Below are 21,488 nucleotides of genomic sequence, written 5' to 3' on the forward strand. Positions count from 1 at the left end.
GTTCATCCCTAACCCGGTTGCCCTGTCAGCCAGAGCTGACATTTCTTGTCCGCCGGCCATTTTTCGCCGGGGAGCGGCTTTTGCTTATCGATGATCACGCCCTGCCCCTTGACCACGGGAACAATCCCGCGCGCCACAAGGATCTCAAGCGCTTCGCGCACTGTCGCGCCCTGCAGATCCGGCATGAATTCCTGATCCACGCTGATATTTTCCATGCGTTGCACCGGGGCCCAAAACCGCTCCGGCGACACTTTCGCCATCTGCATCGTCTCCACCGGCTCGGCCAGCATGCCCGAAGAGTTGAGCAGCTGGACCCCTATATTGCGGACTTCGGGTGCGACCAGCACGCCGCCGTAGTGTCCGGCCTGGGGCTCATCAACCATCATGCAAACCAGATAGCGGGGCTTGTCGGCCGGAAAAATGGCCACAAACGATGCGACATATTCCCCACCATAACCACCGGTCGGACTCGCTTTCTGGGCCGTCCCGGTCTTGCCCGCGACCCTCACCCCCTCGATGCGCGCCTGGGTGCCGGTGCCGTCCTCCTGGACCACCTCTTCGAGCATGGCCATGACCATCCTGGCCACATTCGAATCAAAGATGCGTTTGCCTTCCACCGGTCTTCCGGCCTCGTGCACGAGACGCAGCGGCTGGCGGACCCCACCGTTGGCGATGCACAGATATGCATCGGCCATCTGCAGCATGGTCACGCCCAAACCCTGCCCAAAAGAAATATTGGCCAACTCGACATCTTTCCATTGATGGACGGGATTGAGCAGCCCCGCCGATTCTCCGGGCAGGGGCAGTCCGATCCTGCGTCCGAAGCCAAGCTCCTGCAAATACCGATGGAACTTGGCCGCGCCGAGCTCAAGGCCGATTTTTGCCGCGCCGATATTGCTCGAATAACGGATGATCTTGCTTACGGTCAGGTTTTCGTACTTGTGCGTATCCTTGACGCGGCGGCCTTTGACGCTCCATTTTCCGTTTTCGCAATAATACTCTTTCGTCGGGGTGCAGACCTTCTCCTGCAACGCCGCCGCGACCATGATCGGCTTCATGGTCGAACCCGGCTCGAAAATATCCACGGCCATGCGGTTCTTCCACTCGCCACGCGTCTTTTTGACCGCGTTGGGATTGAAGAACGGATAGTGCCCCCAGGCCAGGATCTCGCCGGTGGGCACCTCGACCACCAACGCCATCCCGGATTTGCCCTTGGCCCGGAGCACGCTGCGCGCCAGGGCTTCCTCGGTGGCCAGCTGGACCTGGCTGTCCAGAGTCAGGCGCAGGTCCTGGCCGTTGAACGAGCTTCTGTCCCCGCTTTCCAGCGACGACAGCCTTTTGCCGGCCGCGTCTTTTTGCACCGTGTACTTGGTGGACGAAGGCACAAGCAGGTCATTGAAACTTTTCTCCAGACCTTCGATGCCTTGCCCGTCCATGTTCACGAAGCCGAGCAACTGCCCGGCCATGTGCCCCTGCGGATACTGACGGGAATTCTCGGTTTCCAGATAGACCCCGGGGAGCATCTCGGCCTTGACCGCCTCCGCCTGCGCGTCGCTGATCTTGCGGGCCACCCACACGAAACGTTTCTTGGGACCCAGCATGGCCGCGAGGCTTTTGGGACTCATGCCCAGAATCGAACCAAGACGATGCGAGACCGCCCAGACGTCCTTGACCTCGTTGGGACGGACATAGACGGACGGAGTCGCGATGGTCTTGGCCAGCAGGAGTCCGTTGCGATCGAATATTTCACCGCGCTTTCCGGAAACGGTCTCCGAGGCCCAGTACTGACGGTTGGCCATCTTGGCGTACTCGGGCCCCTTGACCACCTGCACGAAGTAGGCCCGGGCCCAGAGCCCCAGAAGCGCCAAGGCGAAAAGAACCCCGGCAAAGAGTATCTTGCCGCGGCTTCTGTCCTTTGATGGCTTGCTTCCGGTTTTCGTCACTATTGAGCCCTACCCCGCCTATTGCTGCATGGTGCGTATCTGGTCCCGCCTGGGAGGCTGCAAACCCGCCTTTTGCGCCCGGTCGCGCAGCGTCGCCGGAGCGAGCAGATAATGCAGTTCCACCTGTAATTTTGAATGCTGGTCCTGCTTTTCCTGCAGTTCGCGTTCGAGTACTTTCAATTCATAAGCCAGATCGACCCGTTCGATATTGACCCATACCAAAGCCAATCCGAGAATAATGGTCACCAAAAACATGACTCCGATGGTCATATACCCCTGGCCGGTCTCGCTCACCGCGTCTCTCCGTCGACTCGCTCCGCCACGCGCAGCTTGGCGCTGCGACTACGGCTGTTGGCCCGCATCTCGTCCTCGGTGGGGATAAGGGGCTTGCGAAAGGGAAGCCTGAGCTTTTGCGTATGTCCGCACTGACACACGGGGTACTCCCGCGGACACAGGCAAGCGGAACTTTCCTTGCGAAAAGCCCTCTTCACAATGCGGTCTTCCAAAGAGTGGAAGGAAATGACGCAGATACGCGCTCCAGGCCGCAAATGATCAACAATCCGCTCCAGAAAAAATTCAACTTCCCGCAACTCCTGATTCACTTCCAGCCGCAGGGCCTGAAAGGTCTTGGTCGCGGGATGATTGCGCGACAATGCGCGCCGCTTGGCCGGATACGCCGCAGCCACGATGCGGGCCAACTCAAGGGTGGAGTCGATCCGGGCAGTTTCCCTGATCTTGACGATGGCGCCTGCGATGCGCCCGGCCATGGGCTCTTCGCCGTAGTCCCACAGCAGTTGACGCAGCCGCTCGAAAGAGGCTCCGTTGACGATGACCGATGCGGGTTCACCGCCTGACCCAGGGTCCATGCGCATGTCAAGAGGGCCGTCCTGCAAAAAGGAAAAGCCCCGCTCAGGGCTGTCCAGTTGCAGGGAAGACACGCCCAGATCGGCGATCACGCCGTCGAGCTTGTCCCAGCCCACTTCCCGAAGGGCCCGGGAAAAATGCTGAAACGAGGTATGGGCCAGCTGCACGTTCTCGCCGTACTGCGCCAGCCGCTCCCCAGCCTTGGCCAAGGCCTGTTCGTCCCGGTCCAGCCCCAAAAGCCGGGCCTGCCCATTGGTAAGCTCCATCAACCGGGCAGCATGTCCGCCCAGCCCAAGGGTCGCGTCCATGTAGAATCCGCCGGGACGCGGCGCGATCCAATGCATGACCTCTTCGAGCATGACCGGAATGTGATCGGAATATGCGTCCATGGCCCCTCCGATCAGAACCGCAGTTCAAATCCTTTTTCGGCCAGATCATCCATGACCTGGTCGACATTCTCCTGCAGGGCGTTGCGTCCTGCCTCAAAACGCTCCTGATCCCAAATCTCGAATTTCCGTCCCACCCCGGCCAGGACGATGTCTTTCTGCAGACCCGCGTAATTGCGCAGATGCGGTGGAATAAGAATCCGCCCCTGCTTGTCGAGGGTCACCTCGGCGGCGCCGGAGATAAAAAAGCGGTGGAAATCCCGGACCTTGCGATCGGCCATATTCAACTTTGAAAAACTCTGTTCAATGATTTCCCATTCTGGCAGTGGGTAGGCGGCGACACAATCATCGAAATTGGTCAGCACAAGCTTGCCGTCCGGAGAATTGGCGAACACCTCGTCGCGAAATTCCGGGGGCAGCATGAGCCGTCCCTTGGGATCTTGCGTACGTTGTGAATGCCCTCTGAACATGTTGTCTCCTCAGTCCTTTCCACTTTTTACCACTTTTTACCACTCTTACCCATGCATCTCTTGGGGAGTCAAGCCATTCCTCCACTTTTTACGGATTTGCTTCCTAAAAAAAACTTTGCGCTCACGCCAATCCCGCACCATCGAAAATCACTCCTACGCCCCGGACAACGCTAACCGAGGGCAGCTTTCACCCCCAACCGCGACGACCAAAAGACAACTCCTTGAAACGACATATCTTTGCCCTTATTCGCCACGCCCTTGCCAAAAAACAGGGCTTTTCTGAACAAAACATCGATACGCTCACAAACTTCATTTTGACGGCTTCATTTCCTTGACTCTCTATTTTGAGAGGCATATCCCCGGGAGTGGATACGATAACGTATAGCCTCCCAGCTTAATAACATGTAATTTTTGATATAGTTTTCAAATTTTTATCTATCATAAAATTTGAAAAACAGTATTGTCATGCAATTATTTCTGCATGATGAAACAATCATGATCTTTCTCAACGTACCATTTAAATAATGTAAAATAGAGAAAAAAAAGTGATTTCTTTCACTTTACCAGAAAAATGGAAATAGATTTATTACTGATATGCGCATTGGGAGCGACACTCATTGGCTTGGGCACAAGCCACGTATCTCCCCGCTGGTGGATCATTTCCATTCTGACAGCATCGACGTGCGCGTTTTGGACTGCCGCCAAAACCCTGTCCAGCGGTTCCGTCTGGGAATGGCACAGCGGCTGGACCCTTGGCGGTGAGCACGTATTCATGCGTCTGGATGCGATCAGCGCCTTTTTTCTGCTGCTCCTGGCCGTCGTTGGGGCCTCGGGAGCTTTTTACAGCCGGACATACTGGTCGCAAAAAAAACACCCCCGCTCCGCAAGGCAAAGCCGACTGTGGTGGAGCGCCATGCTGGCCAGCATGGGAATGGTGCTGACCCAGTCCAACGGGCTGCACTTTCTTTTTGCCTGGGAATCCTTTGCCTTAAGCGCCTATTTCCTGGTCACCCTGGAACGCGACAACCCCAAAGTCCGGGCTGCGGGCCGGCTCTACCTGGTCGCATCCCATGCCGGAACGCTGGCGCTTTTCGGTTTCTTCACGTCACTGGCCGCGCAAACGGGCAGCTGGGAACTTGGTCCCATGACATCGCAAACCTCCTTGGCCCCGCTCTTCTGGGTCGCCCTGCTGGGCTTCGGCATCAAGGCAGGCGTCTTCCCACTGCACATCTGGCTGCCCTCGGCGCACGCAAACGCCCCGAGCCATGTTTCGGCCATCATGTCCGGCGTGGCCATCAAAATGGGAATTTACGGTCTGGTTCGGTTCAGCTCCTGGCTTCCTCTGCCCGCAGGCGCGGGCTGGGTCGTGGCGGGCCTCGGCTGCGTCAGCGCGGTGCTGGGAGTCGCCTTCGCCCTGGGGCAGCATGACGTGAAGCGCCTGCTGGCCTACCACAGCGTGGAAAACATCGGCATCATACTCATCGGGCTGGGCTTCGCCATGATCGCTCTGGACCAGGGCCGCCCGGAGTGGGGACTGCTGGCACTGAGCGGCGGACTGCTGCATGTCTGGAATCACGGGCTCTTCAAGGCGCTGCTTTTCCTGGGCGCGGGAGCCGTGCTGCACTCCACCGGCACACGGGAGATGAGCCGCCTGGGGGGACTCTGGAAGACCATGCCCTGGACGGCCGCGCTCTTCACCCTCGGTGCCATGGCCATCAGCGGCCTGCCTCCGCTGAACGGATTCGTCAGCGAATGGCTCATCTTTTCCGGATTGTTCGACGCCGGCAGGCTGAGGACCGCCGCATCCCTGGGCGCGGTACCCGCCGCCATCCTGCTGGGCGTGACCGGAGCTCTGGCCCTGGCCTGTTTCGTCAAGGTCTGCGGCGTGGTCTTCCTGGGCGCTCCCCGTTCAGAGGCTGCAGCAAACGCCCGCGAATGCGGCACAGGCATGCGCGCGGCCATGGGAGTGCTGGCCTTGGGGTGCCTGATCATCGGCCTGGCTCCCGCGTTTTTCTGGCCGACGCTGCTGCGGGTTGCGGGCGTCTGGGCGCAGACGGCCCCGGACAGCGGCATTGCCAACCATCTCGCCCCCCTGGGAACAGCCCATGCGCTCCTGGCCCTGGCGATCCTGGCCACGGCAGCGGCCGCCATCGCCCTGCTACGCGGTCGGCAAACACGCCGCCAGACCTGGGATTGCGGCTACCGCGCGCCGACTGCGCGCATGCAGTACACCGCCGGTTCCTTTGCAGGCATCATCACCGCATGGTTCGGCTGGATTCTCCGGCCCTCCGTGCATGCCAGCCTGCCCGAAGACATATTTCCGGCCAGGTCCCGCCTGGAAAGCCACACCCCCGAGACGGTCCTGGAACAGGTGGTGACTCCGGCCGCCAATTCCATCCTCCGTCTTGCGGACTTTGCGCGAACGTTCCAACACGGCCGCGTCCAATCATATCTCTTGTATCTGTGCGCGGCCCTCGTCATGTTATCCATCGCCGCCATCCTTTGAACCGAGTAAACAGCCATGTCCTCAAAAAACCGGACCGCAAAAAATCCCATGTACATCAATCTTATTCAAATAGCCGAATCCTTTGGAGTTTCCGAGCACGTCATCATGGAATGGGTGCGCAAGGAAGACATGCCCCATGTCCATGACCGTGACCGCATCCTCTTCGAGCGCTCCCAAGTCATGGACTGGGCGGCCAGTCACGGGCTCGGCGGTCAGGGCGGATTCCTTTCGGAGCCTGCGCCCTCGCTGGCCAATTCCCGGGAATTGGTCACTCTTCTGCGCCGGGGAGGCATCTGGCGCGACGTGAACACGGCCGACCTTGACCGTGTGTTCGAACGCATCGTGCGCAATCTGCCCGGCCTGCCCGCGGCCGTATCGAACATGCTCGCGCAGCGCATCCTGGCCCCCGGCGGCATTACCGCTGCCCCCGTGGGCGCCGGGTTCGCCCTTCCCCATCCGGCCATGCGGGTCGCCCTGGGCGAGGCGTGCGCGCTGGTGGCGCTGATCCAGCTGAACACGGCCTGGAGCGCGGTCCAGCCCCCCGACGGCACGCCCGTCACCCGTCTGCTCTTTTTCATCTCGCCGACGCCCCGCCTGCATGTGAACATGCTCGGCCTTTTGGCGCGCAGCATCGCTTCCGGCATGCTGAATCAGGCGCTCGACAACGGCGCGGACGACGAAACGCTGCTGCGGATCTTTGCCGAATGTGCAGGCAAGGACGTCGCGCGAGCAGCTGGAGCGTCCCGATGATCGCCGCGTTCCTGGGCACTTCCGGTCTGAGCCTGCTCCTGGCCATGTGCATGGGCCGCACGTATCCGCGCATCTGGCTGGGACTCAGCGCCGTATCGGCCCTGAGCGGACTGTATGCGGCCCTGCTCGTACTGCTCACGACGCAGGCCTGGCTCTGGCACGGCGAGTTCGCCCTGGGCGGGGAAACTCCTTTTTTGCGCCTTGACGGGATCAGCGCTCTCTTTCTCGTTCTGGTCTGCCTGGTCGGCGGCCTGGGCGCGCTGTATTCCCATGAATACTGGTCCGGACAGCATCACCCTCGTTCAGCGCCGAAAGGACGCTGCTGGTGGAGTGCCCTGACGTTGAGCATGGGCCTGGTCCTGACCTGCGCCAACGGACTGCATTTTCTTTTCGCCTGGGAAGCCTTTGCCTTAAGCGCCTATTTTCTCATCACCCTGGACCACGACAGCACGGCAGGGCGCAAGGCGGGATGGCTTTATCTGGCGGCCTCCCACGCCGGAACCATGGCCCTCTTCGCCTTTTTCTCGGCGCTGGCCGCCCGCACCGGAACTTGGGAACTCGGACCGGTGCATGCCCAGGCCGGGCTGGCCCCGCTTTTCTGGCTCGTCCTGTTCGGATTCGGGGTCAAGGCGGGCATGTTTCCCCTGCACATCTGGCTGCCCTCGGCCCACGCGGGCGCCCCCAGCCACGTCTCGGCCATCATGTCCGCCGTGGCCATCAAGATGGGCGTCTACGGCATAGTGCGCTTCAGCGGCTGGCTGCCCATGCCCGCCAGCGCCGGCTGGGTGTTGCTCGGCATCGGTTGCGTGAGCGCGATCCTCGGCATCGCCTTCGCCCTGGCCCAAAACGACATCAAACGCCTGCTGGCCTACTGCTCGGTGGAAAACGTCGGCATCATCCTCATCGGCCTTGGCCTTGCCGTGCTGGCCGTTCAGCATGGTCAGCCCGTGTGGGGCAAGGCCGCCCTGGCCGGGACCTTCCTGCATATCATCAATCACGGCATCTTCAAATCCTTGATCTTTTTCGGCGCGGGGTCGGTGCTTCATGCCACAGGCACCCGGGACATGAGCCGACTGGGCGGATTGTGGAAAGTCATGCCTTGGACCGCGACCCTGTTCGCCATAGGCGCCATGGCCGTGTCCGGGCTGCCGCCCCTGAACGGATTTGTCGGCGAATGGGCGATCTACCAGGGCCTCTTGCGGGCAGTGGCCCAGAAAGGACCCGCTGTCGGAGCGCTGCCTGCGGTCATCGTGCTCGCCGGAGCCGGAGCCATGGCCCTGGCCGCCTTCGCCAAATCGGTCGGCATTGTCTTTCTCGGAGCGCCGCGAAGCAAACCCGCCGCGCACGCCGTCGAATGCGGCTGGTTCATGCGCGCGCCCATGCTGGTGCTGGTCACGATCATGATCGCCATCGGCCTGCTGCCGGGTCTTTTCTTCCGCCCGGCCATAGGCGTTGTCGCGGTCTGGGCCCCGCAATGGGCCATGACGGACCCTCTCCTTGCGACCCGGACCCTGGGTGCCACGCACACGCTCCTGCTCTGCGCCCTGCTCGCAGGCGGATTCCTGATACTGCACAAGGTCCGGGCCACCGGAACAAGGCCGGGACTCACCTGGGACTGCGGCTACGCGGCCCCGACCGCGCACATGCAGTACAGCAGCGGATCCTTTGCCGGCATCGCGCGCGGATGGTTTTCCTGGCTGCTTCAGCCCGAAATGGCGATTCAGCGGGTGCGGGGCTTTTTTCCAGGCAAAGCCCGGGTTCTGGAGCGCATTCCGGAAACGGTCCTGGAGAAAATCATCGGCCCGGGCGCGCAGGCAATCTCCTTCGCGGCCGACGGCGCCCGAAGAATGCAGCACGGACGCCTACATCTCTATATTCTGTATGTTTTCCTCGGAGTCACGGCTCTGGGACTCATGGTTCTTCTGGGAGGGATATAATGCCCCTGTACATTGACATTGCACTGCGCCTCCTGTGCTGGCTACTCCTTGCTCCGCTTCTCCCGGGCATCATCAACAAGGTCAAAGCCTGGGTGGCCGGGCGGCAAGGACCGCCCGTACTGCAATTGTATTACGATCTGGCGCGGCTGTGGCGCAAAGGCGTGGTCTTAAGCACCCTGGCCTCGCCCGGTTTCATCATTGCCCCGGCCGTAGCCTGGACCGCCGTGGTCACGGCGGCCCTGCTGCTGCCCCTGGCCGGTGCGGGCACGGCGTTCTCCTTTGACGGGGACGTTCTGCTGCTGGTCTACCTGCTGGCCCTGGCCCGCTTCTGCACGGCCTGGGGAGCGATGGAGACGGGCTCCGCCTTCGAGGGCATGGGCGCGGCCCGTGAGGTCAGCTTCGCCGTCCTGGCCGAAATCGGCATCATCACCGCGATCCTGACCCTGGTCGTACAATCGGGCAGCATCGCCCTCTCATCCATGTTCGAGCCTCTTTCGGGCCCGGGCGCGGCGCTTCTGGCGGTGGGACTTTTCATCATCCTGCTGGCCGAGAACTGCCGGGTCCCTTTTGACGACCCGAATACCCACCTCGAACTGACCATGATCCACGAAGTCATGGTCCTGGATCACAGCGGTCCGCCCCTGGCCATGATCCTGCACGGGGCGGCGGTCAAACTGCTGCTCTTCGCCGTCTTTCTGGCGCAGGCGGTGCTGCCGCTCTCGGAACTGCCGCTCCTGGCCTCGGTCACGGCTCTGGCGTTAAGCGTGCTGCTGGTCACCGTGGCCGTGGGGCTGATTGAATCCCTGACCGCGCGCCTGGCTTTTAAAAGAGTCCCGCTGCTCCTGACTATCGGCTTTCTGTTCTGCCTTTTCCCTCTGCTTTTGACCTGGATGGGTGATTTATGAACGATACGCTGAACCTTCTGATCGGCCTGGCCATGGGTTTCAACCTTCTGGCGCTGGGCACCAGCCGCCTGCCCGTCCTGATCCGGGCAGTGGCCATACAGGGCGTGCTGCTGGGCCTTTTGCCCCTGGTGCTTGAAGCGCACGCCCTGGACTGGCGCCTCGTCCTCATTACCCTGGCCACCGTGGCCGGCAAGGGCGTGCTCATTCCCTTCATGCTCATCCGCGCCATGCGCGCCGCCAACATTGCCCGGGAGCTTGAGCCCTACATCGGCTACATCCCGTCCCTGCTCCTCGGCGCGGCCGGAACCATCGCCGCCGTGGCCCTGACCCGCTACCTGCCGCTTTTGCCCGAACACGCCGGAAACCTGCATGTTCCAGGGGCCATGGCTCTCATTCTGACCGGCTTCATCCTGCTCATCGGACGGACCAAGGCCATCTCCCAGGTCTGCGGCTACCTGATCCTGGAAAACGGCATTTATCTCGCGGGCCTGCTGCTCATCAGGTCCACCCCGATCTTGGTGGAATTCGGCATCCTGCTCGACGTCACCGTCGGCATCTTCGTCATCGGCATCATCGTTGACCGCATCCAAAGGGCCTTCGATTCTCTGGACACCCGCAAACTCACGGCGCTGCACGAATGAACGCATACCTGCTCATCATCATCCCTCTGGTCGGGGCTCTGCTGGCCGCACTCTGGCCGTACACGAAAAGCCGCCCCTATTTCCTGCCCGCGGTCGGACTGGCCCACACCATCCTGTGTTTTCTGCTCCTGGCAAAGCCTGTAGCCGTGGACCCGGCGGCCTGGCTGGCCTTTGATCCTCTGGCGCGCGCCATTTTGCCCGGCGTGTCCCTGCTTTTCCTGCTCTGCGGCTGCTATGCGGTGAGCTATCTGCGGCTCAAGGATCAGGACAACCGGGTCTTCGTCCCGGCCCTGCTGCTGGTCCTTGGGCTCTTGAGCGCCGGGCATCAGGCCAGACATCTGGGCATATTGTGGATTGCGACCGAGGCCGTGACCCTGGCCTGCGTGCCTCTCATCCACTTCAACGGCACCCCGAAATCCTTCGAGGCAACCTGGAAATACCTGCTCGTTGGCGGCACGGGCATCGCGCTGTCCCTTTTAGGCTCCATTTGCCTTGGCTATGCGTCCCTGCATGGAGGCGGGAGCGGAGACATCACCTTTGCGGCGCTGCTTGAGCACGGACCAAGCCTCTCCCGCGTCTGGGTCCTGACCGCCTGGGTGCTGCTCCTGGTCGGCTACGGCACCAAGATGGGCCTGGCGCCCATGCACACCTGGAAACCCGACGCCTACGGGGAAAGCCCGGGCATCGTCGGCGCGCTGCTGGCCGGCGGGGTCACGTCCGTGGCCTTCATGGCCCTCTTGCGCATCAAATCCGTGGTCGACGCCGCCGGAGAAGGCGTTGTCGCCAGCCGCACCCTGCTCGCCATCGGCCTCTTCTCGACGCTGGTAGCGGCGCTTTTCCTGCTGCGCACCCGCGACTTCAAACGCATGCTCGCCTACTCCAGCATCGAACACATGGGCATCCTGTGCATCGCCACCTCCTTTGGCGGAGCCGGTGTCTGGGCGGCCCTTTTCCACGTCTGGAACAACGGTCTGACCAAGGGCGCGCTCTTCCTGAGCGCGGGAAACCTGCAACGGGTCGCGGACTCGTCCTCCATCGACGAAGTGCGCGGGATGTCCAAAATCATGCCACGTACCTCCATTCTTTTTGTGGTGGGCATGTTCGCCATCACCGCCTGCCCGCCCTTCGGACCGTTCTTCAGCGAACTGCTTGTCATCCGCACCGGCCTTAGCGCGGGACACGGATGGGCCATCGGCCTCTTTCTGACCTGCCTGCTGCTGGCCTTTTTCGGAATCTCGCGCATCGTTTTCGCCGTTGTCGACGGCCGTCCGCGGCTTTATAAACCGACCGCCGCACTACGCAAGGAATCGGCCGGGCTGATCCTGCCCCCGCTCATCCTGCTGGCCGCGTCGCTCTGGCTCGGACTTTTCACGCCGGACATCCTGAGGGATGCCTGGTCCGCCGCAGTCCTTCAACTCTCCCCAATGCCATGAACAAAATCGCTCCATTTTTCTCATTCACCAACGCGTCCAGAATCTCGTGGGCCTCGGTTCCGGTCTTTTCGGTTACCAAGCTCGTCCGCCTGACGGGCGAAATGCTTGAATCCGGAGCACGCCTGTGCTCGTGGTTCGGCGTGCCCGATCATGACGGCACGATCCTGGTCGCCGTACTGGCGCTGGATTCCGAAAGCATCCTGGGCGTGGCCCGTAGCGAACCCATCAGCGGCTCGTACCCGTCCCTCACCCCAAAACACCCCCAGGCTCATCTCTTCGAGCGCGAAGTCTGGGAACAGCACGGACTGGTTCCTGTCGGGCACCCGTGGCTCAAGCCCGTGCGCCACACATTCGAGAACGCCCCGGCCAACGCCCCGTTCTTCCGGGTCGAAGGCGGGGAGGTGCACGAGGTGGCCGTGGGACCGGTGCATGCCGGAGTCATCGAACCCGGGCATTTCCGCTTTCAGTGCGCTGGCGAAGAAGTTCTGCATCTGGAGATCGCGCTTGGCTACCAGCACCGGGGCATCGAGGACGCCTTGCAGAATGGTCCGCACCCGGCGACCATGAATCAGATTGAGACAGTCGCCGGCGACACGACCATTGCCCATGCCACGGCCCACGCATCGGTCCTGGAAGCTCTTGGCGGAGTGGAGACGCCCCTGCGGGCGCAGTGGCTGCGCGCCATGGCCCTGGAGCTCGAACGCCTGGCCAACCACACCGGCGACATGGGCGCCCTGGCCATGGATGTGGCCTTTTTGCCCACCTCGGCGGCATGCGGAAAAATCAGGGGGGATTTTCTGAACCTGACGGCGCTCTTGTGCGGCAACCGCTTTGGGCGGGGACTGATCCGCCCCGGCGGATGCAGGCATGATCTGGAAGAAGAGCGGCTGAAAACCCTGACCGAAAGGCTCAAAGCCCACATGGCCGACGTGGAACAGGCCATGGCCTGGTTCTGGGACGCGGCCTCGGTGCGGGTGCGTTTCCGCAATGTCGGCGTCGTGCATCCTTCCCAGGCCACCGACATCGGGCTGGTCGGTCCGGCGGCGCGGGCCTGCGGACTGGTTCGCGACGTGCGCTTCGACCATCCGGCGGGCTGGCACCGCTTCTCCCACTCACCGGTTGCGGTCTGGCCCAGCGGGGACATTTTCGCCCGCGCCCGGGTACGCTCCCTGGAAATCCAGCGTTCCGGCCGTTACCTCTTCGACCAACTGGCAGCGCCCGTGGACGGAGACATCACGGCCGCCCTGCCCGCTCCGCAGCCGGAGTCCTTGGCCGTGGCCCTGGTCGAAGGCTGGCGCGGCGAGGTCTGCCACGTCGCCCTGACCGACTATTTCGGCCGTTTTCGCAGCTACAAGATCACGGACCCGTCCTTCCACAACTGGACCGGACTGGCCCTGTCTCTGCGCGGCACGGCGGTCTCGGACTTTCCCATCTGCAACAAGAGCTTCAACCTGTCCTACTGCGGCTTTGACCTCTAAGGGGAACGCGCATGTATATATTCGACACCCTCATGAACCGGATGCGGCGCGGCTGCCAGACCATGCCGTACCCCAAAGGCCCGGCCCCGGCCCTGCCCGACCGCCATGGCGGAGCCTTGCGCCTGGACGCCTCCCTCTGCCCCGAAGGCTGCGCCCAGTGCCAAGGCGTCTGCCCCACCGGGGCCATCACCCTAGAGCCGGGCCGGAGAGCGCGCCTTGATCTGGGCCGCTGCCTGTTCTGCGGGGACTGCGTGGCGGCTTGTCCGCATGGAGCCATCACCACGACAAATGATCACCGTTTGGCCACGCGCCGCCGCGAGGACCTGATTCTTGGCGAAACGGGTGCGGAAGAATTGCGGTTGGCCGCTGCCCTGGACAAAAAGATGAAAAGTCTGCTCGGCCGGTCCCTGCGCCTGCGGCAGGTCAGCGCGGGCGGATGCGGCGCCTGCGAGGCTGACATCAACGTGCTCGGCACCATCGGCTGGGACCTGGGGCGTTTCGGCATCCAGTACGTGGCCTCGCCGCGCCATGCCGACGGCGTGCTCATCACCGGCCCCGTGACCAAAGGCATGGAGCTGGCCCTGCAGAAAACCTGGGCGGCCGTGCCCGAACCGCGCATCGCCATCGCGCTCGGGGCCTGCGCCATCAGCGGCGGCCCCTTTATCGGCCATCCCCAGCATAACGGCGGGGCGGACCCCATCATCCCCATCGACCTCTACATCCCCGGCTGCCCCCCGCATCCGCTGACCATCCTGGACGGCTTTCTGCGCCTGCTGGGACGGCTGCCCAAACACAACCTGTAGCAGGCCGCCCAAAAACGGCGATCTGCTGCGTCAGCGAAAAAATCCAGACCGCTTATGTATGCCAAATACACCGCGCGACCTGGATTTTTTCGCTTCCTTGCATCTCACCATTTTTGAACGGCCTGCGGATACTGACTGAAAAATTTGTAAGCCACCCAGAACGGGGGGCTGGCCAGTTCGCAGCCTGGGGCAAACGCAGGGCGCAAAAAAGGGCCGGAATCGCTTCCGGCCCTTTTATCATTCTGGGATCTGAACGGCTTAGTACATGCCGCCCATGCCGCCCATGCCGCCACCGGGCATGGCCGGGGCAGCCTCTTCCTTGGGCTTCTCGGCGATGGCGCACTCGGTGGTCAGCAGCAGGGACGCTACGGAAGCGGCATTCTGCAGGGCGATGCGGGTCACCTTCTTGGGATCGATGACGCCGGACTTGAGCAGATCTTCGTACTCGCCGGAAGCGGCGTTGTAACCGAAGTCTTCCTTGCCGTTGCGGACCTTGTCGATAACCACTGCGCCTTCAACACCTGCGTTGCCGCAGATCTGACGGATGGGCTCTTCGATGGCGCGACGGATAACCTGTACGCCTGCGGCCTCGTCGTCATCGGCGGGCTTGACGGAATCCAGGGCGGACTGGCAGCGCACCAGGGCGACGCCGCCGCCAGGCACGATGCCTTCTTCGACGGCAGCGCGGGTGGCGTTCAGGGCGTCTTCCACGCGGGCCTTCTTTTCCTTCATTTCAGTCTCGGTGGCCGCGCCAACGTTGATCACGGCAACGCCGCCAACGATCTTGGCCAGACGCTCCTGCAGCTTTTCGCGATCGTAATCGGAGGAGGTCTCCTCGATTTCGTTGCGGATCTGCTTCACGCGGGCCTTGATGGCTTCGGCTTCGCCGGAACCGTCAACGATGGTGGTGTTTTCCTTGTCGATGACAACGCGCTTGGCGGAACCGAGCTGGTTCAGGGCGATGCTTTCGAGCTTGACGCCCAGATCATCGGAAACAACTTCGCCACCGGTCAGGATGGCGATATCCTGCAGCATGGCCTTGCGACGCTCGCCAAAGCCGGGAGCCTTGACGGCCACGACCTGCAGGGTGCCACGCAGCTTGTTGACGACCAGAGTGGCCAGAGCTTCGCCTTCGATGTCTTCAGCGATGATGACCAGGGGCTTGCCCATCTTGGCGGCCTGCTCCAGAACGGGGAGCAGTTCCTTCATGTTGGAGATCTTCTTCTCGTTGATCAGAATCAGCGGAGAATCCATTTCGCAGACCATCTTGTCGGGGTTGGTCACGAAGTAGGGGGACAGGTAGCCGCGGTCGAACTGCATGCCTTCGACGACGTCCAGGTTGGTCTCCAGACCCTTGGCTTCTTCAACAGTGATGACGCCTTCTTTGCCGACTTTGCCCATGGCTTCGGCGATGATGTTCCCGATGGTGGCGTCGTTGTTGGCGGAAATGGTGCCGACCTGGGCAATTTCCTTCTGATCGCGGGTGGGCTTGGCCAGCTTGTCCAGGCTCGCGATGACGGCTTCGACAGCCTTGTCGATGCCGCGCTTGATGGACATGGGGTTACGACCGGCGGCAACCAGCTTGATGCCTTCGGTGAAAATGGCCTGGGCCAGGATGGTGGCGGTGGTGGTGCCGTCGCCGGCGATGTCGGAAGTCTTGGAGGCGACTTCCTTGACCATCTGGGCGCCCATGTTCTCGAACTTGTCTTCCAGTTCGATTTCCTTGGCCACGGTCACGCCGTCCTTGGTGATGATCGGGGAACCGAAAGATTTTTCGATGACGACGTTGCGGCCCTTGGGTCCGAGGGTGACCTTGACGGCATTGGCCAGGGTGTCCACGCCGATTTTCAGTTTTTCACGGGCCTTGGCATCAAACTTGATAATTTTAGCAGCCATGTGTGCGTCTCCTTGAATTCTTAAAAAATTAGGCTTCGATTACAGCGAGGATGTCGTCTTCACGCATGATGAGCAGTTCGTCACCATCGATCTTGATTTCAGTGCCGGCGTACTTGTTGAAGATCACCTTGTCGCCGGTCTTGACGCCCATGGGGATCTGCTTTCCGTCATCGGCGACCTTGCCGGGACCGGCGGCAACCACTTCACCCTTGATGGGCTTTTCCTTTGCGGAATCGGGGATGATGATGCCGCCTTTGGTTACCTGCTCCTCTTCGAGACGCTTGACCAGAATACGGTCGTGCAGTGGTCTGAGTTTCATGTTTTTTCCTCCAAGATGTTTAAGAATTTCTTCCGTGTAGATATTTTTTTTGGCGCTCGGCAATGGGGAGTGCCAAATCGCGGAACTGAAAACGCAGCAGCAGTTCCGCACGAGACAGAGGCCCAAATAATCCCTGGCGCAGTGAAGTCAAGGGCAAGGCCCAAAAAAAAATTCACTCCTCGCCAAATCGGGCGGCTTGTGATTCGAGTCAAGGCAGGCTATGCATTTCGCCTCACAACCGCCACCACCGCCCACTTTGGGACTGACCGCACGACCGCGACAAGGACATTTTCATGCTCGACATTAAATTTATCAGATCAAACCCGGACGAGGTCAAAGACGGCTTGCGCAAACGCCGCAGCAAGCTGGACCTTGAGCAGTTTCTGGCCATCGACCAAAAAAGGCGCGACCTGCTGCTGGAGGTCGAAGACCTCAAAGCCCGCCGCAACCAGGCCTCGGGTGAAATGGCCCGCATGAAAAAGGCCGGCGAAAACGCCGACGCCCTTTTGCTCGAGCTTGGGGGCATGTCCACGCGCATAAAAGCCCTGGATGAAGAACTCAAAGACATCGACCAGCAGACCGCCGACTGGGTGATGTCCATCCCCAATGTTCCGCATTCCTCCGTCCCCGAGGGCGTGGACGAGGCGGACAACCGGGAAGTCCGCAGCTGGGGCGAAAAACCGGCCATGCCTTTCAGCCCCAAAGAGCATTGGGAACTTGGCACGGCCCTGAACGGACTCGATTTCGAGACCGCCGCCAAGATCACGGGCAGCCGCTTCGTGATTTTAAAAGGCTGGGCCGCCAAGATGGAGCGGGCGCTGATCAGCTTCATGCTCGACGTGCAGACCATGCAGAACGGCTACGACGAGGTCATGCCCCCGGTCATCGTCAACCGCGAAAGCCTGATGGGCACGGGGCAGCTCCCGAAATTCGAGGAAGACCTCTTTCACCTCGAAAACACCAACTACTATCTCATCCCCACGGCCGAAGTCCCGGTGACCAACATCTACCGCGACACAACCCTGGCGCAGTCCGCGCTGCCCATCGCCCACTGTGCCTACACGGCCTGCTTCCGCTCCGAAGCCGGCTCCTACGGCAAGGACACCAAGGGCATGATCCGCCAGCACCAGTTCGACAAGGTGGAGCTGGTCCGCTTCGTCCACCCCGATACATCATATGATGAACTGGAAAAGCTCCTTGGCCACGCCGAGAGCATCCTGCAAAAACTGGGGCTGCACTACCGCGTGGTCACGCTCTGCGCCGGAGACCTGGGCTTCTCCTCGGCCAAGACCTACGACATCGAGGTCTGGCTGCCCGGCCAGGATAAATACCGGGAAATATCGTCCTGCTCCAACTTCGAGGATTTTCAGGCCCGCCGCGCGGGCATCCGCTTCAAGCCGACAGATTCCAAGAAGAGCCGGCTGGTCCACACCCTGAACGGATCAGGCCTGGCCGTGGGCCGGACCATGGTCGCCATCCTGGAGAATTACCAGCAGGCCGACGGGTCCGTCATCGTGCCAGAAGTCCTGCGCCCTTACATGAATGGGCTGGATAAAATTGAATTGAAAAAAGCCTGACTTTCCGGCTTGACAAGGTGGATACCCCCCTATAGAAGCGTCTTCTCTTTACGGGCCGTTAACTCAGACGGTAGAGTATCTGCCTTTTAAGCAGAGAGTCGAAGGTTCGATCCCTTCACGGCCCACCAAAATGCGTCCCCATCGTCTAGTGGCCTAGGACGGCGGCCTCTCACGCCGCTAACAGGGGTTCAAACCCCCTTGGGGACGCCACTTTTTTTCTTTGACGCGAAACTTGCGTCCCCATCGTCTAGCTCGGTCCAGGACACCGGCCTTTCACGCCGATAACAGGGGTTCAAATCCCCTTGGGGACGCCACTTTTTTCTGTTTTTGTTTTTTTGCTGGGTGATCGTTCAACGGTAGGACAGCGGACTCTGACTCCGTCAATCTTAGTTCGAATCTAAGTCACCCAGCCACCTGTCCCCATCGTCTAGCTCGGTCCAGGACACCGGCCTTTCACGCCGATAACAGGGGTTCAAATCCCCTTGGGGACGCCAGCGGAAATCAAGGCCGCGCATTGAAAAATGCGCGGCCTTTTTCTTTGGCGAGCGCTCCATCCCCACCGTTCATCCCCCTTCCCATCGCTCCACCTGTCTTTACGGTCCTGCGCAAGCAGTCCCTAGGGCGGATCCGTTTCAAATTTCCCCTTTCGCGAGCGGAAAAGGTAGGTTACATATTTTTACATCCAGCGGAGTCGCCATGACCGGCACGACTCCGGGCAAAGCCCTTGGTGCTCTTGGTGCCCTTGATGCGGTTGGTGCCCTTGGTGCGGCTGGTGCCCTTGATGCGGTTGGTGCCAGGCGCTCTTTTCACCCGGCACGCGTTAACAACCTCGCCATACACGCCACCGCGCATATTCGGAGGCTTCATGTTCGATCGCCTGTTGCATGGCTCCATCAAAAAAAAGCTCGCCATCCTCTTTCTCATGGCGGCGCTCCCCGCCATCGTCATCATTGTCTTTGCCGGGCTGGACAACCGGCGCCGGGCGGTCTCCAACGCCGAACAGGAATTGCAGGCTTTTTCCCGCCATCTGGCTGAAACCCAGATACAGACCACTCTGGCCACAAAAGCGTTCCTTGAAGGCCTGGCCATGCTGCCCGAAGTGCGCCAGGTCGACACAGAGGCATGCAATCGTCTCTTCGCCAACCTGCTCAAAATAAATCCGGGCTACGCCGCCCTCCACCTGGTTGACCCAAGCGGTAATCTTGTAGCATCCGGCAACGCGCGCAAACCTGCGAACTTCGCCCACACGAGGCATTTCAAGGACGCGCTCTCCACAACGGCCTTCGCCGCCGGCGAATATATCCTCGGCGTGACCCTGCACATTCCGGTCTTCACCTTCGGGTATCCCGTCCTGAACGACCGGGGCGAAACCAAGGGTATCCTCCTGACCTCGATCCGCCTCGACACGTATGGGGACTTGTTCAAGCACACCCGCTTTCCGGAAAATTCTTTCGTCGGAGTCTGCGACAGGAACGGGCTGCGGCTCTTCCGTTATCCCGAAAACTCCGCAAGCGGCCTTGGCGAACCAATCAAACCCTCGGTCTTTGCGCACGCCGTATCCGGGCCTTCGGAAGGATTGCTCCTGGAAACAGGCACGGACGGCGTCACGCGCATCCTCGCATTCCAGAAGCTGCGCCTAGCCCCGGACGCTCCCCCCTACATGTACTTCTTTGTCGGCGCGCCCAGCGCCATGTTCTACGCCAACGCGAAAAGCGGGATGCTGCGCGATTTCATCATCCTGTTTCTGACCATCGGCCTGACCATGCTGAGCGGCTGGTTTCTTGGCGGCAGGACGGTTGGAATGCGGCTTGAAGAATTGGCCAAGGCCTCAAAACAGATCGGCGAAGGCGATCTCTCGGTCAGAGTGGCGGCTGCGCCCGAAATCACCGAGGTTGACGTGCTCTCCAGCGCATTCAACAAAATGGCCGAATCCCTGACGCTCGACATTGCCAGGCGCACGCAGGCCGAAAAGGCCCTGCTGGAAAGCGAATCCCGGTTTCGCAAACTCTTTGAACAGGTCCCGGCAATCGCCGTTCAAGGCTACGGGATGGACGGCATCGCGCGTTACTGGAACCAGGCCTCGGAAAATCTTTACGGATACAGCGCGGACGAAGCGATCGGGGCAAAACTGACCGACCTGATCATCCCGCCTGAAATGCGCACGGACGTCGAAGCCGCCATGCGTTCCATGGGAGAAACAAAAATCCCCATCCCTGCCAGCGAACTGACTCTCATGCGCAAGGACGGCTCCCGGGTCGTGGTCTTTTCCAGCCATGCCATCGTCGAGAAGGCGGGAGGCGAACCGGAGCTCTTTTGCGTCGACATCGACCTGACCAGCAGAAAAGAGGCCGAGGAGGCCCTGCTCAAGCTTAAAGATGCCGCGGAAGCCGCCAACCAGGCCAAGAGCGAATTTCTGGCCAACATGAGCCACGAGATCCGCACCCCTATCAACGGGGTCATGGGCATGCTCCAGCTTCTGGAAACCACCCCCCTTGATGCCGAGCAGGCCAGCTACATCCACATGGCCGCAGAGGCCGCCAACCGCCTGACCAGACTCCTGACGGACATTCTCGATCTCTCCAGGGTGGAGGCGGGCAAGATGGAGATCCGCGAAGCTCCCTTCCACATCCAGGACATCATCGATTCCGTGACCGGACTTTTCGCCGTCACGGCCAGAAACAAAGGCCTGATTCTGGAATGCAGGCTTGCCCCGGACATGCCCGGAATTTTGCTCGGGGATGAAATGCGGATACGCCAGGTGCTCTTCAATCTGGTGGGCAACGCCCTCAAATTCACGGAACGCGGCAGGGTCGAGATGGATATCTCGGCTCTGTCCGCAAAGGACGAAGACACCTGCCGCGTGCATTTGTGCGTCACGGACACGGGCATCGGCATCGCCGAAGACAGGCTTGGCGAGATCTTCGAACCGTTCAGGCAGGTCGAAAATTCCTTCACCCGCAATTACCAGGGCGCAGGCCTGGGGCTGTCCATCGTGCACAGGCTGGTCGCCCTCATGGCTGGAACCATCAGCATAGAGAGCGCTCCGGGCGAAGGCACGAGCGTGCATGTCGTCCTGCCCTTGCGGGCGCTCAAGGTCGATGCGTCAAACCTCGTGAGCGCATCGACCGGCGACAGCGATGCCTGCTTACGAGTGCTTCTGGTCGAGGACGACCCGTCCAATCGAATTCCCACCCAAAAGCTGCTGGAGAAGGCCGGACATACGGTCATCCTGGCCGAAAACGGGCGGCAGGCCCTTGACCTGCTGGAGGCAAACGACATCGACTGCATACTCATGGACGTGCAGATGCCCGTCATGAGCGGAGTCGAGGCGACACGCATCATCCGCGGCTCCACCACGCTGGGCGCGAAAAGGGACATCCCCATCATCGCCCTGACCGCCTATGCCATGGCCGGTGACAAGGAAGCTTTTCTGGCCGCCGGAATGAACGGATATGTCGCCAAGCCGGCGACCCTTGAAGAAATGACGCAGGCCATGCGAAAAGCCATGGGCGTTGAGCCGGCGGGCGATGCCGCGTCTGCGGGGCATCCGGACTCCACTTTTGATTTGCCCTAACCGGGC

The 21,488-nt window shown here is 61.1% G+C and carries 17 protein-coding genes and 5 tRNA genes; 15 read left to right on the top strand and 7 right to left on the bottom strand.

The window, feature by feature from the left end:
• Positions 1 to 8: 8 nt before the first annotated feature.
• The 4 genes from DBAC_RS13040 to mraZ are packed head-to-tail and all read right to left on the bottom strand — an operon-like array spanning position 9 to position 3,663.
• On the bottom strand, positions 9 to 1,943 hold the full coding sequence (locus tag DBAC_RS13040; protein ID WP_015774778.1) for a penicillin-binding transpeptidase domain-containing protein: 1,935 nt from the start codon (positions 1,941 to 1,943) through the stop codon (positions 9 to 11).
• Between the two features lie 18 nt (positions 1,944 to 1,961).
• Complete coding sequence (locus tag DBAC_RS13045) at positions 1,962 to 2,237, bottom strand: hypothetical protein (RefSeq protein WP_015774779.1); 276 nt, start codon at positions 2,235 to 2,237, stop codon at positions 1,962 to 1,964.
• Positions 2,234 to 3,196 carry a 16S rRNA (cytosine(1402)-N(4))-methyltransferase RsmH gene (rsmH, locus tag DBAC_RS13050; RefSeq protein ID WP_015774780.1) on the bottom strand — a complete coding sequence of 321 codons (963 nt, stop codon included), beginning with the start codon at positions 3,194 to 3,196 and terminating at the stop codon, positions 2,234 to 2,236. The genes DBAC_RS13045 and rsmH overlap by 4 nt, the downstream gene beginning before the upstream one ends.
• Positions 3,197 to 3,207: 11 nt before the next feature.
• A complete protein-coding gene (mraZ, locus tag DBAC_RS13055; protein ID WP_015774781.1) occupies positions 3,208 to 3,663 on the bottom strand; it encodes a division/cell wall cluster transcriptional repressor MraZ in 456 nt (151 codons plus the stop codon).
• A 622-nt stretch (positions 3,664 to 4,285) separates the two neighbouring features.
• On the opposite strand from mraZ, the gene DBAC_RS13060 reads away from it, so the two are divergent.
• From DBAC_RS13060 to DBAC_RS13095, 8 genes are read left to right on the top strand one after another with little or no spacing between them, the layout of a single operon-like run.
• A complete protein-coding gene (locus DBAC_RS13060) occupies positions 4,286 to 6,169 on the top strand; it encodes a proton-conducting transporter transmembrane domain-containing protein (protein WP_228644894.1) in 1,884 nt (627 codons plus the stop codon).
• Positions 6,170 to 6,217: 48 nt separating this feature from the next.
• Positions 6,218 to 6,919: a PTS sugar transporter subunit IIA gene (locus DBAC_RS13065; RefSeq protein WP_015774783.1), complete on the top strand. Its 702-nt coding sequence runs from the start codon at positions 6,218 to 6,220 to the stop codon at positions 6,917 to 6,919.
• Positions 6,916 to 8,856, top strand: coding sequence for a proton-conducting transporter transmembrane domain-containing protein (locus tag DBAC_RS13070; protein ID WP_015774784.1), 1,941 nt, complete (start codon positions 6,916 to 6,918; stop codon positions 8,854 to 8,856). The genes DBAC_RS13065 and DBAC_RS13070 overlap by 4 nt, the downstream gene beginning before the upstream one ends.
• Positions 8,856 to 9,761 carry a respiratory chain complex I subunit 1 family protein gene (locus tag DBAC_RS13075; RefSeq protein WP_015774785.1) on the top strand — a complete coding sequence of 302 codons (906 nt, stop codon included), beginning with the start codon at positions 8,856 to 8,858 and terminating at the stop codon, positions 9,759 to 9,761. Before DBAC_RS13070 ends, DBAC_RS13075 begins: the two co-directional genes overlap by 1 nt.
• Positions 9,758 to 10,402 carry a hydrogenase gene (locus tag DBAC_RS13080; protein WP_015774786.1) on the top strand — a complete coding sequence of 215 codons (645 nt, stop codon included), beginning with the start codon at positions 9,758 to 9,760 and terminating at the stop codon, positions 10,400 to 10,402. The genes DBAC_RS13075 and DBAC_RS13080 overlap by 4 nt, the downstream gene beginning before the upstream one ends.
• The gene (locus DBAC_RS13085; RefSeq protein ID WP_015774787.1) at positions 10,399 to 11,835 is read left to right on the top strand and encodes a complex I subunit 5 family protein; all 1,437 of its coding nucleotides are present in this window, start codon (positions 10,399 to 10,401) and stop codon (positions 11,833 to 11,835) included. The genes DBAC_RS13080 and DBAC_RS13085 overlap by 4 nt, the downstream gene beginning before the upstream one ends.
• Positions 11,832 to 13,313: a hydrogenase large subunit gene (locus tag DBAC_RS13090; RefSeq protein ID WP_015774788.1), complete on the top strand. Its 1,482-nt coding sequence runs from the start codon at positions 11,832 to 11,834 to the stop codon at positions 13,311 to 13,313. The genes DBAC_RS13085 and DBAC_RS13090 overlap by 4 nt, the downstream gene beginning before the upstream one ends.
• An 11-nt stretch (positions 13,314 to 13,324) precedes the next feature.
• The gene (locus tag DBAC_RS13095) at positions 13,325 to 14,116 is read left to right on the top strand and encodes an NADH-quinone oxidoreductase subunit B family protein (RefSeq protein WP_015774789.1); all 792 of its coding nucleotides are present in this window, start codon (positions 13,325 to 13,327) and stop codon (positions 14,114 to 14,116) included.
• 258 nt (positions 14,117 to 14,374) lie between these two features.
• Here DBAC_RS13095 and groL read toward each other — a convergent pair whose 3' ends face one another.
• Both groL and groES read right to left on the bottom strand, forming a co-directional pair.
• Positions 14,375 to 16,012: a chaperonin GroEL gene (gene groL, locus DBAC_RS13100; protein ID WP_015774790.1), complete on the bottom strand. Its 1,638-nt coding sequence runs from the start codon at positions 16,010 to 16,012 to the stop codon at positions 14,375 to 14,377.
• 28 nt (positions 16,013 to 16,040) lie between these two features.
• Positions 16,041 to 16,331, bottom strand: coding sequence for a co-chaperone GroES (groES, locus tag DBAC_RS13105; RefSeq protein WP_015774791.1), 291 nt, complete (start codon positions 16,329 to 16,331; stop codon positions 16,041 to 16,043).
• Between the two features lie 293 nt (positions 16,332 to 16,624).
• Here groES and serS point away from each other — a divergent pair, with 293 nt between their 5' ends.
• The 6 genes from serS (at position 16,625) to DBAC_RS13135 (ending at position 18,402) form a co-directional block, all read left to right on the top strand.
• Positions 16,625 to 17,908, top strand: a complete 1,284-nt coding sequence (gene serS, locus DBAC_RS13110) for a serine--tRNA ligase (RefSeq protein ID WP_015774792.1) — start codon at positions 16,625 to 16,627, stop codon at positions 17,906 to 17,908.
• A gap of 52 nt (positions 17,909 to 17,960) precedes the next feature.
• Positions 17,961 to 18,036 (top strand) — tRNA-Lys (locus tag DBAC_RS13115).
• Positions 18,037 to 18,042: 6 nt separating this feature from the next.
• Positions 18,043 to 18,118: transfer RNA gene (locus DBAC_RS13120), tRNA-Glu, on the top strand.
• 26 nt (positions 18,119 to 18,144) lie between these two features.
• A tRNA-Glu gene (locus tag DBAC_RS13125) sits at positions 18,145 to 18,222 on the top strand.
• Between the two features lie 25 nt (positions 18,223 to 18,247).
• Positions 18,248 to 18,321, top strand: a tRNA-Gln gene (locus DBAC_RS13130).
• A 3-nt stretch (positions 18,322 to 18,324) separates the two neighbouring features.
• Positions 18,325 to 18,402 (top strand) — tRNA-Glu (locus DBAC_RS13135).
• Positions 18,403 to 18,574: 172 nt separating this feature from the next.
• On the opposite strand, the gene DBAC_RS19390 is transcribed toward DBAC_RS13135, so the two are convergent.
• On the bottom strand, positions 18,575 to 18,775 hold the full coding sequence (locus tag DBAC_RS19390) for a hypothetical protein (RefSeq protein ID WP_015774793.1): 201 nt from the start codon (positions 18,773 to 18,775) through the stop codon (positions 18,575 to 18,577).
• Here DBAC_RS19390 and DBAC_RS18045 point away from each other — a divergent pair.
• Entirely contained in the window at positions 18,774 to 21,482 is a 2,709-nt protein-coding gene (locus DBAC_RS18045; protein WP_015774794.1) for an ATP-binding protein, read from the top strand. The two genes, DBAC_RS19390 and DBAC_RS18045, sit on opposite strands and share 2 nt — an antisense overlap.
• The last annotated feature ends 6 nt before the right edge of the window (positions 21,483 to 21,488 follow it).

This window comes from Desulfomicrobium baculatum DSM 4028 (assembly GCF_000023225.1).
GTDB classification, from domain to species: Bacteria; Desulfobacterota; Desulfovibrionia; order Desulfovibrionales; family Desulfomicrobiaceae; genus Desulfomicrobium; species Desulfomicrobium baculatum.